Origin of the sequence: Streptococcus oralis (assembly GCF_023611505.1) — a bacterium.
In the GTDB taxonomy this organism is placed as follows: domain Bacteria; phylum Bacillota; class Bacilli; order Lactobacillales; family Streptococcaceae; genus Streptococcus; species Streptococcus oralis_CT.
Genome location: NZ_CP097843.1, coordinates 1,865,954 through 1,880,795 on the forward strand (window position 1 = coordinate 1,865,954; position 14,842 = coordinate 1,880,795).

Sequence of the window (14,842 nt, forward strand, 5' to 3'; positions counted from 1 at the left end):
TTTCTCTATGCTTTCTTTTCTTGAGTTTTAGAAATACTACGATTTTTACCTTCCAGATACACCATCAAAATAGAAATATCTGCTGGATTTACTCCCGAAATACGGCTAGCTTGACCGATGGTTTCTGGATTGATAAGTTTGAACTTCTGACGGGCTTCTGTCGCAATCGAGTCAATATCATCCCAGTCGATATTGGCTGGAATGCGTTTTTCTTCCATGCGTTTCATCTTGGCAACCTGGTCCATGGCTTTGGAAATATAACCTTCGTACTTGATTTCTGTTTCAATCAATTCGATAATTTTGTCATCCAAGTCCTCTGCAGCTGGCCCGATAAAAGCCACCACGTCTTGGTAAGAGACTTCTGGTCGACGGAGAAATTCCTTGGCGGTCACGGCATCAGTCAACGGCTTGAAGCCCATCGCTTCAACCTTAGCATTGGTTTCCTTGACTGGCTTGAGTTTGATGCTATCTAAACGAGCCATCTCATTGTCAAATTGGTTTTTCTTAATCTCAAAGCGAGTCCAACGTTCATCGTCCACAAGGCCAATCTCGCGCCCCATCTCTGTCAAACGCATATCGGCATTGTCATGACGGAGGATGAGACGGTATTCAGCACGGCTGGTCAAGAGACGGTAAGGTTCAACGGTTCCCTTGGTCACCAAATCGTCAATCATGACCCCAATATAACCGTCGCTTCGTTTCAAAATCAATTCAGGCTTGCCTTGGATTTTCAAAGCCGCATTAATACCAGCGATAATCCCTTGACCAGCAGCTTCTTCGTAACCTGACGTCCCATTTGTCTGACCAGCAGTAAAGAGTCCTGAGATTTTCTTGGTTTCAAGTGTCGCACGCAACTGGTGAGGCAAGACCATGTCATACTCAATGGCGTAACCTGTTCGCATCATTTCAGCATTTTCCAAACCTTTGATGGAATGCACCAAGTCACGTTGGACATCCTCAGGAAGACTGGTTGAAAGTCCTTGAACATAGACTTCCTCTGTATTGCGCCCTTCTGGCTCGAGGAAAAGTTGGTGACGTTCCTTGTCCGCAAAGCGAACAATCTTGTCCTCAATAGATGGACAGTAACGAGGTCCCACTCCCTTGACCACACCTGTAAACATAGGCGCACGATGGAGGTTATTTTGGATAATTTCATGACTGGTACCATTGGTATAGGTCAACCAGCATGGCACTTGATCCTTGACATAGTCCTCATCACGTGAAGTATATGAGAAGTGATTTGGCGCTTCGTCCCCTGGCTGAATCTCTGTCACGTCGTAATTGATAGAAGAAGCCTTGACACGTGGAGGTGTTCCTGTCTTGAAACGACCAATTTCGAGGCCCAGTTCCTTGAGATTGTCAGCAAGGTTAATAGAAGCTAGGCTGTGGTTAGGACCTGATGAGTACTTGAGATCTCCGATGATGATTTCCCCACGGAGAGCAGTTCCTGTGGTCACGATAACAGCCTTGGCAGCATACTCTTGATGGGTCGCCGTACGCACACCGACAACCTTGCCATCTTCCACCAAAATCTCATCAATCATGGTTTGACGAAGGGTCAGATTTTCTTGATTTTCAACTGTCTTGCGCATTTCCTTAGAGTAGAGTTCCTTGTCAGCCTGCGCACGAAGGGCGCGAACAGCTGGCCCCTTCCCTGTGTTAAGCATCTTCATCTGGATGTAAGTCTTGTCAATGGTCTTAGCCATTTCACCACCCAGAGCATCGACTTCACGCACGACAATCCCCTTAGCAGAACCACCGATAGAGGGATTACAAGGCATGAAAGCCAGCATTTCAATGTTGATAGTCGCTAGCAAGACCTTGCAGCCCATACGACTAGCAGCTAGAGATGCCTCCACCCCAGCATGCCCCGCACCGATTACAATAATATCGTATTCTTCCGTAAAATTATAAGTCATTTTCTCTCCTATTCCTCAAGATGGATGTGTCTTAGTTGGCCGTCCCAATCTGGTAGGGCTGTTTTTAAAAAAGCTGGAACGAGCTGGATATTCTGGAGCTGATCCAAATCAATCCACTCACAAGGCTGCCTTTTCTCATCTTCCTGCATGGTCAATGGGGCATCCTCAAGCAAGTTCACCAGATAATGAAACTCAATGTTGTGATAGGAAACACCGTCCTGTTCAAAACGATTTTCAACCACGAAAGCTAGCTGACCAGCTTGAGCTTTGACACCCAGTTCTTCCCTCACTTCGCGGACTACCGCGTCTTCCGTGCTTTCATTGGCTTGAATCGCACCGCCAATAGTGTAATACTTGCCCCTGTCTTTGGTAACTAGGAGCTTGCCATTTTGGAGAATCAAGGCTGTCGCCCGAACACCAAAAACTGTATTTCCCACTTTTGTCCGAAAGTCTTGTTGAGTCATTTTTATCCTTTCCCTTAAACGACACAAAAACAGTCAAAACTCGTAAGAAGTGCAGGACAAAAAAGCCTGCAACATCCATGAGCTTTGACCATCATTTCTATTGCTTTTATTATTGTAGCAAATTGAGAAAATTTGTCAATCTAAATGTACTGACAAACTTGTCCATCGCGGTAGGCATTGTCAATCAAACCGCCACCTAGACACTCTTCGCCATCGTAAAAGACAACTGCCTGTCCTGGCGTAATCGCGCGTTGCGGTTCTGCAAAGATGACTTCTGCCTTGTCTCCTTTGACATGTACAGTCACCTTAGAGTCAGGCTGACGGTAGCGGAATTTAGCCGTGCATTCGAGCGTAAACTCTTCTGGCATGTCACGAGTAAAGTGGACTTGGCTGGCCTCTAGGCTGGTTGACATGAGCGAATCATGGTAGAAACCTTGACCGACATAGAGGATATTCTTGCTTAGGTCTTTTCCGACAACGAACCAAGGGGCATTGTCACCGCCGTGTTGCCCACCGATACCGAGACCGCCACGCTGACCGATTGTATAATACATGAGACCTGCATGCTCACCCATATCGCGTCCATCCACAGTCATCATGCGACCAGGCTGGGCTGGCAGGTAGTTACTGAGAAAGTTTTTAAAGTTCTTTTCTCCGATAAAGCAAATCCCTGTCGAATCTTTCTTCTTGGCAGTCGCAAGACCTGCTTCTTCTGCTAGTTTTCGTACTTCAGGCTTTTCCAAATGCCCCAATGGGAACATGGTTTTTTGGAGTTGTTCTTGCGAAAGTTGACTGAGGAAATAGGTCTGATCCTTGCCATTGTCCACGCCACGAAGCATGTGAACGATACCATCCTCATCACGCGCTACTCGAGCATAGTGCCCAGTCGCCACATAGTCTGCTCCCAAGGTCATAGCATAGTCCAAAAAGGCCTTAAACTTGATTTCCTTGTTGCACATAACGTCTGGATTTGGCGTGCGCCCTGCACGGTACTCCGCTAGAAAATACTCAAAGACGCGGTCCCAGTACTCTTTTTCAAAATTAACAGAGTAGTAAGGAATGCCGATCTGGTCTGCCACCGCAGCCACATCCTTGTAATCTTCGGTCGCCGTACAGACGCCGTTTTCATCTGTGTCGTCCCAGTTCTTCATGAAGATACCGATCACATCGTAGCCCTGCTCCTTGAGCAAGAGAGCCGTCACCGACGAATCAACACCACCACTCATCCCCACAACAACACGTGTTTTAGAGTTATCACTCATGGTAAGTCTCCCATCTATTCGTTTATTCACGATTGAAGGTCGTGTGTGCTTCAACGATTGAAGGTCGCTTGAGCAAGATTCATTATAGCATGCTTTAAAGAAGAAGACAAGAAAGAGGCTGATAAATCATCTCAACCTCTCTTTCTTACTTTGCAAACGAATCAATTTTCCCCTTTAAGTTCTTTCTTCGCTTGTTCTATCTGGTATTTCACTTGCTCAAAGCCGGTTCCTCCTAAGGAATTCCGTCTCTGAACAGCGGTTTCTGGGTGCAAGTAGATATAAATATCCTCTTCAATCAAGGGATGGTAGACTTGCAACTCCTCCAAATCCCAATCTTGGATATTTTTACTATGCTTGATAGAGTCTAGAACCAATTTCCCTACTATTTCATGCGCTTCTCTAAAAGGGAGGCCTTTTTCAGCCAAATAATCTGCCAGTTCGGTCGCATTCGAAAAATCATTCTCTGTAGATTGCTGCATTTTGGCCTTATTAACCTGCATGCTCGATAGCATACCCGCCAACACTTCCAGAGAATTTAAAATCGTGTCTACTGTATCAAACATGCCTTCCTTGTCCTCTTGCAAATCCTTATTATAGGCCAGAGGTAAAGACTTCATGACGGTCAATAGTCCAAGTAAGTTCCCGTAAACCCTTCCTGTCTTCCCTCGAATCAATTCGGCCATATCAGGATTTTTCTTCTGGGGCATGATAGACGAACCCGTTGAAAAGCTATCAGACAAGCTGATGTACTGATACTCAAAACTGCACCAATTGATGATTTCCTCACAAAAACGACTCATATGCATCATCAAAATGCTGGCATTTGACAGAAATTCTAAGATAAAATCACGGTCACCCACTGCGTCCAAGGAATTGGTATAGGGTTGTTGGAAACCCAATAAATCACTCGATAATTGACGATTGATTGGAAAAGTTGTCCCCGCCAAAGCAGCCGCACCCAGGGGAGATAGGTCCGTATGTTTCGAGTTAAATGCAAAGCGCTCGCTATCCCTTTGGAACATATTGTAATAAGCCATGAGATAGTGGGCAAAGCTAATCGGTTGGGCGTGCTGTAAATGGGTATAGCCTGGCATGATGGTTTCCACATGTTTTTCAGCCAAATCCAGCAAAACACTGTTCAGATTCGCCAACTTATCCAAGACATGGCCAAGTTGCTCCTTTAGATATAAGTGCATATCCGTTGCGACTTGGTCATTCCGAGAACGAGCCGTGTGCAATTTCCCAGCCAGAGGACCGATTTTCTCTTTCAGCAACACTTCCATATTCATATGAATATCTTCATTTGCAATATCAAAATGAAGCCCTCCTGCCTCTAAATCTCGCAACAAAGCTTTCAGACCATCTTGGATCTGCTCTGCCTCTTCCAAGCTTAAAATGCCAGTCTGTCCTAGCATTTGAACATGAGCTAAGGAACCCATCAAATCAAATTTTGCCAGCTGGTGGTCAAAGGAAATACTCGCACCGAACTGTTCTACCCACTCTTCCACAGTGCCTTCAAATCGACCACCCCATAATTTTGTATTTTTCGACATATCCTGTCGTCCCTTTCTATCGCGTCACTACTCAACATTTTTCTGAATTTCTGAATAAACCTTAGTCGGAAGCCCCCAAAGCTTGATAAATCCAACAGTGGCATCTTGGTCAAAAGTATCCGCACTAGTATAGGTCGCCAAATTTTCATCGTAAAGAGAATTTGGAGATTTCCGAGCCACTACCTGAGCATTCCCCTTATAGAGTTTAACTTTTGCAGTTCCATTGACAATTTTCTGTGTCTCCTTGATATAGGCAATCAAAGCCTGAGTTGCTGGGCTAAACCACAAGGCATTATAGATGAGATTGGACAACTCATTTTCGATAATAGGTTTGAAATGAGCCACTTCTCTCACAAGAGTCAAATCTTCAATCTCCTTATGAGCTGCCAATAAAGTCACAGCACCTGGGCACTCATAAATCTCTCTTGACTTAATACCGACTAGGCGATTTTCAACATGGTCAATACGACCAACACCGTGTTTGCCTGCAATTTCATTGAGCTTTTGAATCAAAGCCGCCACTTTCATCTTTTCTCCATTGAGGGAAATGGGCACCCCGCAGCTAAACTCAATGTCAATAAATTCTGGACTGTCTGGCGCCTCTTCTGGCGAAGATGTGATTCCAAATGCTTCTTCTGGCGCGTGGTTCCAAGGATTTTCCAAAACACCACATTCATTTGCACGTCCCCAAAGATTTTGATCGACAGAGTAAGGATTGTCAAGGTCAGCAGGAACTGGAACACCGTTTTCTTTGGCATATTGGATTTCTTCTTCACGAGACCATTTCCACTCACGAACAGGCGCAACTACCTTTAGATTGGGATCCAAAGCTGCGATAGAGACTTCAAACCGAACTTGGTCGTTTCCCTTACCTGTACAACCATGGGCAATTGTGGTTGCCCCCGTCTGATGAGCTATTTCAACGAGTTTTTTTGAAATAAGAGGGCGACTCAGAGCAGATACCAAGGGATACTTTTGTTCATAGTAGGCATGAGCCTGAAGGGCCACTAAAACATAGTCATTCGCAAATTCTTCCTTAACATCAATGACATAAGACTCTACAGCCCCAACCTTGAGAGCTTTATCATGGATGAATTCCAGATCTTTTCCTTCGCCCACATCCATACAAACAGCGATCACATCATAGTCTTTTTTTAACCATGTAATAGCAACTGATGTATCCAATCCACCTGAATAGGCTAAAATAACTTTTTCCTTACTCATTTCTCTTCCTTCTTTCTATTTTTCGATAGAGGCTTTAAAAGCATCATCAATCAATTTGTCCAATTCCCCAGAATCCTTCAACTTTTGGATGATTTTATCAACCGTCTCTTTTAATTCTTTACTGTCTTTCTTCATCGCAACAGCGTAGGAATCTTCTGTAGCATTGTCAAAATCAAACTCAGCAATGGCTAGGTCTGGATTATTCTCTACAAATCCTTTCGCCACTGGTTCCTCAAAGATAACCGCATCTAGTTGTCCAGATTTTAAATCTGTTATCAAATTTCCATTTTTAGGAAGTGAAACGAGAGAAGAATTCTGTAAGGTTTCTTTGGCCAAAGTCTCCTGGATAGAACCTTTCTGCGCTCCAACCTTTTTCTGAGCCAAATCCTTCACAGATTGGTAATTCGTTAATTCAGATTTTCTTACGATAATCTTATTTTTAGAAGTGTAGTAGGGAATTGAAAAATCGTAAACTTGACTTCTCTCCTCCGTCTTAGAAACTCCTGATATGGCAAGATCGGCCTTGCCCGAATCAAGACTAGCCAGTACATTGTCAAAACTCATTGGAGAGAACTCCACTTCTACACCTAGTTCCTTTGCGATGGCTTTGGCTAGTTCAACATCTGAACCTACAATCTGATTTTTCCCATCGACCAATTTCTGGTATTCAAATGGAGCAAACTCTGGATTTAGGGCCACCACCAATTTTCCTTTAGCCTTAATGGCTTCAACACCTTGGGATTGAGTGTTACTACAAGCAAATAATAAGGGAAACATAAGCAAACCAAACATCGTCATCAACACCTTCTTCACTTTATTCATAGAAGAGCCTCCTTTTATTTTTATACTTTATTATTGTATAAATAATACTCTTCTCGTTCTCATTTGTCAAGAAAAAACTGTATTTTATTTCATTTTAATCAAGAAAAAGCTTATTATATGATATATTTTTACATATAATAAGCTTATTTATACTATTTGAATTTTAAAACAATTTGAAGGATTTTGTTGAAATTATACAAATAGAGCATTACTGAGAAGATCGTTACACCTTTTGTTATAGAGAAACAAAAAAGAGCCCTAAAGGACTCTTGTATTCTTAATACCAACCGTTGTTAAGCCAGAAGTTCTTGGCAGCTGTCCATGAGCCGTAGCGTCCTGCAACGTAGGCATCTGCTACACGTTCTTGGTTTTCAGCTGAGTAGTCACCGTTCAAGTATGAATCTGTCAATTGGTAACGTCCGATGTATTGGCCATTTGTAGCTGTGTAACTACCGCCTGATTCTTTTTGAGCGATCCATTCTTTGGCTTCTGCTTCAGAACCACTTACAGTAGATGTTGCTACAGTGTTGCTTTCTGCTGCTGGTGCTTCATAAGTTGTAGTTGCAGCTGGAGCTTCTTCAACTGTTTCTGTAGCTACTGGAGCTGTTTCTTCCGTTGTTGCTGCTGGAGCTGCAGTAGAAGCTGTCCCTTCGATGACCAAAACTTGGTCAACATAGATAAGGTGGATATCTTTGATATTGTTTTTTGCTGCTAATTTTTCAGCAGTCGTGTTGTACTTCTCAGCAATTTCTGAAAGAGTATCACCTGATTTAACGGTGTAAGTTACAGTTTCTTGTGCAGATGCAAGAGCTGGGGCAAAGAAAGCAAGTAAAGCTGCTACTCCTGCGATAGTTGTTTTGATTTTTTTAGTTGTTAATGACATATCTAAAAATTCTCCTTCCATTGAATATATCTATGATACCTTTTAAATATTACCGTTGTTTAACGGTTTTATGTAGAAATATTACAAAAATATTTTATATTTACTGAAACATTGATATTTTTGTCATAAAAGACAAGATTTTATACTATTTTTATCCATTTTTTCAGTTTTATAAGGGAAATAAGCACAGAACTTCATTCTTTGATATAATAGAAACAAGAATCTTTGTAAGGGGAAACAGATGCACTCACTTCGTTTTCAATCTGTCTTTGATATTATCGGACCTGTCATGATTGGCCCATCAAGTAGCCATACAGCTGGTGCCGTTCGTATCGGGAAAATCGTCTCATCCATTTTTGACGATACGCCAACAGAGGTAGAATTCCAATTATTTAACTCATTTGCCAAGACCTACCGTGGTCATGGAACGGATCTTGCTCTCGTCGCTGGTATTTTAGGTATGGATACGGATGACCCCAACATTCCAAATAGTCTCGAGATTGCCCATAAGCGTGGTATCAAGATTGTCTGGACCATTCAGAAAGACAGCAACGCTCCTCACCCAAACACCACCAAAATCACTATAAAGAATGACCATAAGTCCATTAGCGTGACAGGTATTTCTATCGGTGGGGGAAATATCCAAGTTACGGAGCTTAACGGCTTTGCTGTCTCTCTCAACATGAACACACCGACCATCATCATCGTGCATCAGGATGTTCCAGGTATGATTGCCCATGTTACTGAAGCCCTCTCTCGTTTCGATATCAACATCGCTCAGATGAATGTGACTCGAGAAAAAGCTGGAGAAAAAGCCATTATGATTATCGAAGTCGATAGTCGAAGTTGCGAAGAGGCGATTGAAGAAATTCGAAAAATCCCTCATCTCCACAATGTCAATTTCTTTAAGTAGGAGGAAACATGTTTTATTCTATCAAAGAATTGGTCGAGCAGGCAGATCTAGACTTCCAAGGAAATGTCGCAGAACTCATGATTGCGACAGAATATCAATTAACCGGTCGAGAACGGCCAGAAGTTCTCCTCCTCATGGAACGCAATCTAGAAGTCATGAAAGCCTCTGTTGAGCTCGGTCTCAGTGAAAATAAATCCCGTAGTGGCTTAACGGGTGGCGATGCTGCCAAACTAGACCGCCATCTCAAAAGTGGCAAGGCCTTGTCTGACTTTACCATCCTATCAGCAGCCCGTAATGCCATCGCGGTCAACGAACACAACGCTAAAATGGGTTTGGTCTGTGCCACCCCAACCGCAGGAAGTGCTGGTTGTTTGCCAGCCGTTCTCACTGCCGCTATCCAAAAATTAGACCTTAGCCACGAAGAACAGCTGGATTTCCTCTTTGCTGCTGGTGCCTTTGGATTGGTTATCGCAAACAACGCCTCTATCTCAGGTGCTGAAGGTGGCTGCCAGGCCGAAGTCGGCTCTGCCTCTGCCATGAGTGCCGCAGCCTTGACCTTGGCTGCAGGTGGAACCCCCTATCAGGCTAGCCAAGCCATCGCCTTTGTCATTAAAAATATGCTGGGTCTCATCTGTGACCCTGTCGCTGGTCTGGTTGAGGTTCCCTGTGTCAAACGAAATGCCATGGGAGCCAGCTTTGCCTTTATAGCGGCAGATATGGCCTTAGCAGGTATCGAATCTAAGATCCCTGTTGACGAAGTCATCGATGCCATGTACCAGGTCGGATCCAGCCTTCCAACTGCCTTTCGTGAAACGGCTGAGGGTGGACTCGCTGCCACTCCTACTGGTCGCCGCCTACAAAAAGAAATCTTCGGAGAATAAGCTTATCTATTAGGAGAAACTATGCCCTCTATCTCAGCAATCTTTTTTGATCTAGACGGAACTCTGGTTGACAGTTCTATCGGGATCCACAATTCCTTTACCCATACCTTTGAACAACTGGGAGTTCCGACTCCTGATGCTAAAACCATTCGTGGTTTCATGGGACCGCCACTTGAAAGTAGTTTTGCAATGTGTCTTCCCAAGGAGCAAATCTCGGAGGCTGTTCAAATCTACCGTTCTTACTACAAGGAAAAAGGAATCCACGAAGCGCAGCTCTTCCCCCGAATGACGGAATTGCTTCAAGCACTTTCACAAAACTACCCTCTCTACATCACTACAACCAAGAATACTCCTACTGCTCATGATATGACTAAAAATCTGGGAATCCATCATTTCTTTGATGGCATTTACGGCTCTAGTCCTGAAACGCCACACAAGGCGGATGTCATCCGTTACGCCTTGCAAACGCATCAACTCCCTGCAGACCAAGTCCTCATCATCGGGGACACCAAGTTTGATATGATTGGAGCCCAAGAAACTAGCATTAAAAAGTTCGCTGTTACTTGGGGATTTGGAGAAGAGGCTGATTTACTCAGCTATCAACCTGACTGGATTGCCCATACCATTGACGACATCATTAAGCAACTATAAATAATACAACGATTTGAAATTACAGAGTAAAAAGGCCAAGGTTCTGTACAAACAGAACCTTGGCTTTCTATTTATAATTAATTGGTTGGACACTCTTACTCAACGTGGGTTGTCTCATTTGCAAAGGAAATAATCGCTTCTTTGAGCTCATCTCCGCTGAGTGAACGGAATTCTTCAATCTTCTGATCGATGGCTTCTAGAGGCATGACGTTAACCTTACCAACGAAAATCTTATCCATGACTTGGTTATCAACCAATTCGGTCGAAACCAAGAGTTCTTCATAGAGTTTTTCACCTGGTCGGATACCGACCTCAACGATTGGAATTTCACTTTCCGTGTGCCCGCTTAGAAGGACCATTTTCTTAGCCAAGTCATAGATCTTGACTGGTTTGCCCATATCAAGGATAAAGACTTCTCCGTCCTTGGCATAAGCACCAGCATGGATAACCAGACGGCTAGCTTCTGGAATGGTCATAAAGTAACGGGTCATACGGAAGTCTGTCACCGTTACAGGACCACCTTCAGCAATCTGACGTTCAAAGACAGGAATCACACTACCACGGCTACCGAGAACATTCCCAAAACGAACTGCACAGTAGGTTGATTTACTACGTTGGTTAAAGCCAGTAACAATCAACTCTGCCACGCGCTTAGTCGCCCCCATAACATTCGGTGGATTGACCGCCTTGTCAGTCGAAATCATGACCATCTTAGGTACTTTGGCCTCATCAACAGCCTTGGCAACATTGTAGGTCCCGAGGATATTGTTCTTGAAGGCTTCTTTTGGATTGCGCTCCATCATTGGAACATGTTTGTGTGCTGCAGCATGGTAGATGATAGCTGGTTTGTACTGTTCAAACACTTGTAAAAGACGATCATAATCCTGAATATCTGCAATGACAGGAACATAATCAATCCCTTGGAATTTACGAATCAACTCATGATAAATAAGGTAGATTGAATTTTCACCATGACCGAGCAAGACGATACGCTCTGGGTTGAAGCGGCTAATCTGGCGACAAATTTCAGAACCAATCGAACCACCAGCTCCTGTCACCAAGATGGTCTTACCTGTAATTTCTGCACCCAGACGTGATTCGTCAAGGCGAATTTCCTGACGGCCCAAGAGGTCTGTGATATCAATTTTTTGGAAACCACTACCCGATTGATGTAAACCTTGAACAACTGTCTCAACTTTAGGCATCTTGTAACATTTGACACCTAGTTTATTACACATCTGCAAGATACGTTCATACTCTGATGGATCAAGCGAAGGGATTGCTACGATAACACGCTCGATTTGGTGACGTTTGGCCAATTCAGGTAGATTGTCATAAGAGCCTAAGACTGGGACTCCACCCAGTTTTTGCCCTTTTTTCTTTTCATCGTTATCCAAAATCCCCACTATCTCAAGCTCACTGGTTGGATGTTGGTAGCTATTCATAAAAAGGGCGCCACCATCTCCCGCACCAATCAAGAAGGTACGGCGATGCTCTCCATCTCCACTACCCTTTTTACGTTTGGAATAAATCAACTGCCAGGTGATGCGAGGAAGCAAGATGAGGAAGGTACTCAACAAAATGAAGAGCACGATGAAACGGATAGAAAATAATGGAAGAAAGGCATAGCAGATTCCATAAGAAAGAACACTACTGAGCGTCACTCCAAAAAAGATTTTCATAAAATCCGTAATCTTACTGTAGCGACTAATACTAGCATTCAGCCCCCAAAATGCAATTATGATTTGATAGAGAAGGAAGGCTAAAAGAGTGTAGATCACATAATCCACAGGCGCAGGATTTATAAGGCCATAAAACAAGATATAAGATACGATGATGGAAACCACCATACTCAGAATGTCGAATATCCCCCAAAATACTTGTTTTTGCTGTTTATTTAAAATTTCAACCAGATCAATCACGTAATCTGTTAGTTTTTTATTCATAGGAATTTACTCCCCCTTAAAAGAGTCAGATGATACTATTGTTATGATAACCCGAATCGTTCAATCTATCAGGTCTTACTTGCTCTTTCTTAAAAGTTTGACAAAGATAAACTGACGTACAAAACCTGGACAAAGTGCAACAATTGCCTGAATGAATATACTTTTAGCATATTCCATGTAAGAAATTTGCCCTCGCTCCAGCATCCGTTGGCGAGCTTGACGATAGAATTTAAGGTAACGCAAGCCACCTCGACGCTCAAACATCCCGGAACCTACGCGAACCTTACACAAGATTTGATCTAGGTTGCCAGTCTTGGCACCTGCCGTAATCATATTGAGCCAAAGGAGATCATCCTCCATATAAAGCCCGTCTTCGTAGTTGCCCGCCTTGAGGACCATGTCCTTTTTGAACATGACTGTCATATGGTTAAAAGCACTTCTCATTCTCTGATAAGCCACAATGTCTGCGTGCTGAGTTGGAACACGACGATAAGACACAATCTCATCTGGATTGTCAATGAACTCTGCAATCTGCCCACCTAAGAGATCGAGATCTTCTTTCTCCATTAGCTGAAGCTGTTTCTCAAAACGATCCGGAACGGCTAAATCGTCCGTATCCATCCGTGCAATAATGTCATACTGACACTGTAAAACACCGTATCGAAGAGCCAAGCCTAAACCTTGATTTTGCTCTAAGGGGCACCGTTTCACTGGAATGTCTGACTGAGCTTCCACTTCATCTAGCACCTGATAGAGCTCTGGCGTGAGGGGCCCATCCTCAACAAGAACAAGTTCACTCGGTTTCAAGGTTTGATTTTGAACACTTTTGATAGCATCTCTCAAAAACGTCGGGCTTTCCTTTACATAGACCGACATCAAGACGCTGATTTTTTGCTTTTCAGGCACCGTTTTTCTCCAATATATAGATTTCCTTCCACTATTTTATCACAAATTTTCTCACTTTCCTATTTTTATATCAAATCAAGGAAAATTCTAGTAAAGAAATGTATCTCCTTTCACTCTATTCTCGCTTAAATCAATCGAACTTTCTTAGCTGTCATTACTTGACATTATATAGAAAAAACCTTAAAATAAGCTGTTAATAAAATCATCTATTCGAGGTTTTTATGAAAAAACAATCACTCTTTTTTATCCTAGGAATTGTCTTAATCGGGACTGTTTTACGCTCTCCTTTCACTGCTCTTCCAACCATTTTAGGAGATATCGCTCAAGGACTAGGAGTGGAGGTTAGTTCTCTTGGGATTTTAACCAGTCTCCCTCTCTTGATGTTTGCTCTTTTCTCTGCTTTTGCAAGCCGCTTGGCTCAAAAAATCGGGTTGGAACACCTCTTCACTTACTGTCTCCTCCTCTTAACTGTTGGCTCTGCCATTCGGATTTTCAATCTTCCCCTTCTCTATCTAGGAACTCTAATCATCGGAGCGAGCATCGCCATTTTCAATGTACTCCTCCCAAGTATGATCCAGGCAAATCAACCTCAAAAAATCAGTTTCCTAACAACTCTCTATGTCACTGCCATGGGAATTTCGACAGCCATCGCTTCTTATCTATCCGTCCCTATCACCCAAGCCAGTTCTTGGAAAGGACTGATCCTCGTTCTCAGCTTTCTCTGTCTGGTCACTCTGCTAATCTGGTTGCCAAATCATCGCCACAACCACTACCTAGAAGGCCAAAAAGAAAAGCAAGTCAAAGAAAACATTCTAAAAAGTAAAGATGTCTGGGCCATCATTATCTTTGGTGGTCTTCAGTCCTTGCTCTTTTATACGAACATGACCTGGCTGCCAACGATTGCTATTAGTGCTGGTCTTTCTAATAAAGATGCGGCCCTCCTCGCTTCTATCTTCTCGCTGATCAGCATTCCTTTTTCAATGACTGTTCCAAGTCTGACGACTCATCTGTCAGACGGCCACCGTCGAATCATGCTAACAATTATCTCTATCGCTGGGATGACAGGAATTGCCATGCTCTTGTATCCAAGTAGCAGTTTCCTCTACTGGTTAGTCGTCCACCTCTTGATTGGAACGGCCTGCAGCGCCCTCTTCCCCTACCTCATGGTTTGTTTTTCTCTTAAAACCAGTTCGCCTGAAAAGACGGCTCAGCTATCAGGACTAGCGCAAACAGGGGGCTACATCTTAGCAGCTTTTGGTCCTACCTTGTTTGGTTACAGTTTTGAACTTTTCCAATCTTGGATCCCAGCTGTCCTTGCCCTTCTAGTCATCGATATCATCATGACCGTCTCACTCTTTATGGTGGATCGGGCTGATAAGATTCTTTAATTATTCTAAAATACTTCTCAGATATAAACA

Annotated in this window: 13 protein-coding genes; 4 read left to right on the top strand and 9 right to left on the bottom strand. The window is 43.3% G+C overall.

Translation table 11 applies throughout. From position 1 onward, the window contains the following. Positions 1 to 5: 5 nt before the first annotated feature. The 7 genes from mnmG to M9H69_RS09465 form a co-directional block, all read right to left on the bottom strand. The gene (gene mnmG / locus M9H69_RS09435) at positions 6 to 1,919 is read right to left on the bottom strand and encodes a tRNA uridine-5-carboxymethylaminomethyl(34) synthesis enzyme MnmG (RefSeq protein WP_250315471.1); all 1,914 of its coding nucleotides are present in this window, start codon (positions 1,917 to 1,919) and stop codon (positions 6 to 8) included. 8 nt (positions 1,920 to 1,927) lie between these two features. Beyond that, entirely contained in the window at positions 1,928 to 2,383 is a 456-nt protein-coding gene (locus M9H69_RS09440; protein ID WP_250315472.1) for an NUDIX hydrolase, read from the bottom strand. A 140-nt stretch (positions 2,384 to 2,523) separates the two neighbouring features. Beyond that, a complete protein-coding gene (mnmA, locus tag M9H69_RS09445; RefSeq protein ID WP_001282938.1) occupies positions 2,524 to 3,645 on the bottom strand; it encodes a tRNA 2-thiouridine(34) synthase MnmA in 1,122 nt (373 codons plus the stop codon). A gap of 161 nt (positions 3,646 to 3,806) precedes the next feature. After that, entirely contained in the window at positions 3,807 to 5,198 is a 1,392-nt protein-coding gene (argH, locus tag M9H69_RS09450) for an argininosuccinate lyase (protein ID WP_250315473.1), read from the bottom strand. A 27-nt stretch (positions 5,199 to 5,225) separates the two neighbouring features. Further along, positions 5,226 to 6,422 carry an argininosuccinate synthase gene (locus M9H69_RS09455; RefSeq protein WP_250315474.1) on the bottom strand — a complete coding sequence of 399 codons (1,197 nt, stop codon included), beginning with the start codon at positions 6,420 to 6,422 and terminating at the stop codon, positions 5,226 to 5,228. 15 nt (positions 6,423 to 6,437) lie between these two features. Next, positions 6,438 to 7,244: an ABC transporter substrate-binding protein gene (locus M9H69_RS09460; protein ID WP_250315475.1), complete on the bottom strand. Its 807-nt coding sequence runs from the start codon at positions 7,242 to 7,244 to the stop codon at positions 6,438 to 6,440. A gap of 277 nt (positions 7,245 to 7,521) precedes the next feature. Then, positions 7,522 to 8,127, bottom strand: a complete 606-nt coding sequence (locus tag M9H69_RS09465; RefSeq protein WP_000060311.1) for a LysM peptidoglycan-binding domain-containing protein — start codon at positions 8,125 to 8,127, stop codon at positions 7,522 to 7,524. Positions 8,128 to 8,368: 241 nt separating this feature from the next. Between M9H69_RS09465 and sdaAB the strand changes: the two genes are divergently transcribed. The 3 genes from sdaAB to M9H69_RS09480 are packed head-to-tail and all read left to right on the top strand — an operon-like array spanning position 8,369 to position 10,572. After that, the gene (gene sdaAB, locus M9H69_RS09470) at positions 8,369 to 9,040 is read left to right on the top strand and encodes an L-serine ammonia-lyase, iron-sulfur-dependent subunit beta (protein WP_250315476.1); all 672 of its coding nucleotides are present in this window, start codon (positions 8,369 to 8,371) and stop codon (positions 9,038 to 9,040) included. A gap of 8 nt (positions 9,041 to 9,048) precedes the next feature. Beyond that, positions 9,049 to 9,921 (top strand): L-serine ammonia-lyase, iron-sulfur-dependent, subunit alpha, encoded by an 873-nt coding sequence (gene sdaAA, locus M9H69_RS09475; RefSeq protein WP_000500031.1) that lies wholly within the window; start codon positions 9,049 to 9,051, stop codon positions 9,919 to 9,921. A 21-nt stretch (positions 9,922 to 9,942) separates the two neighbouring features. After that, entirely contained in the window at positions 9,943 to 10,572 is a 630-nt protein-coding gene (locus tag M9H69_RS09480) for an HAD-IA family hydrolase (protein ID WP_250315477.1), read from the top strand. A 95-nt stretch (positions 10,573 to 10,667) separates the two neighbouring features. On the opposite strand, the gene M9H69_RS09485 is transcribed toward M9H69_RS09480, so the two are convergent. Then, on the bottom strand, positions 10,668 to 12,518 hold the full coding sequence (locus M9H69_RS09485; RefSeq protein ID WP_250315478.1) for a polysaccharide biosynthesis protein: 1,851 nt from the start codon (positions 12,516 to 12,518) through the stop codon (positions 10,668 to 10,670). A 75-nt stretch (positions 12,519 to 12,593) separates the two neighbouring features. Beyond that, positions 12,594 to 13,424, bottom strand: coding sequence for a glycosyltransferase (locus M9H69_RS09490; RefSeq protein WP_250315479.1), 831 nt, complete (start codon positions 13,422 to 13,424; stop codon positions 12,594 to 12,596). A gap of 221 nt (positions 13,425 to 13,645) precedes the next feature. Here M9H69_RS09490 and M9H69_RS09495 point away from each other — a divergent pair, with 221 nt between their 5' ends. Then, positions 13,646 to 14,812 carry a CynX/NimT family MFS transporter gene (locus tag M9H69_RS09495; protein WP_250315480.1) on the top strand — a complete coding sequence of 389 codons (1,167 nt, stop codon included), beginning with the start codon at positions 13,646 to 13,648 and terminating at the stop codon, positions 14,810 to 14,812. Positions 14,813 to 14,842: the final 30 nt, after the last annotated feature.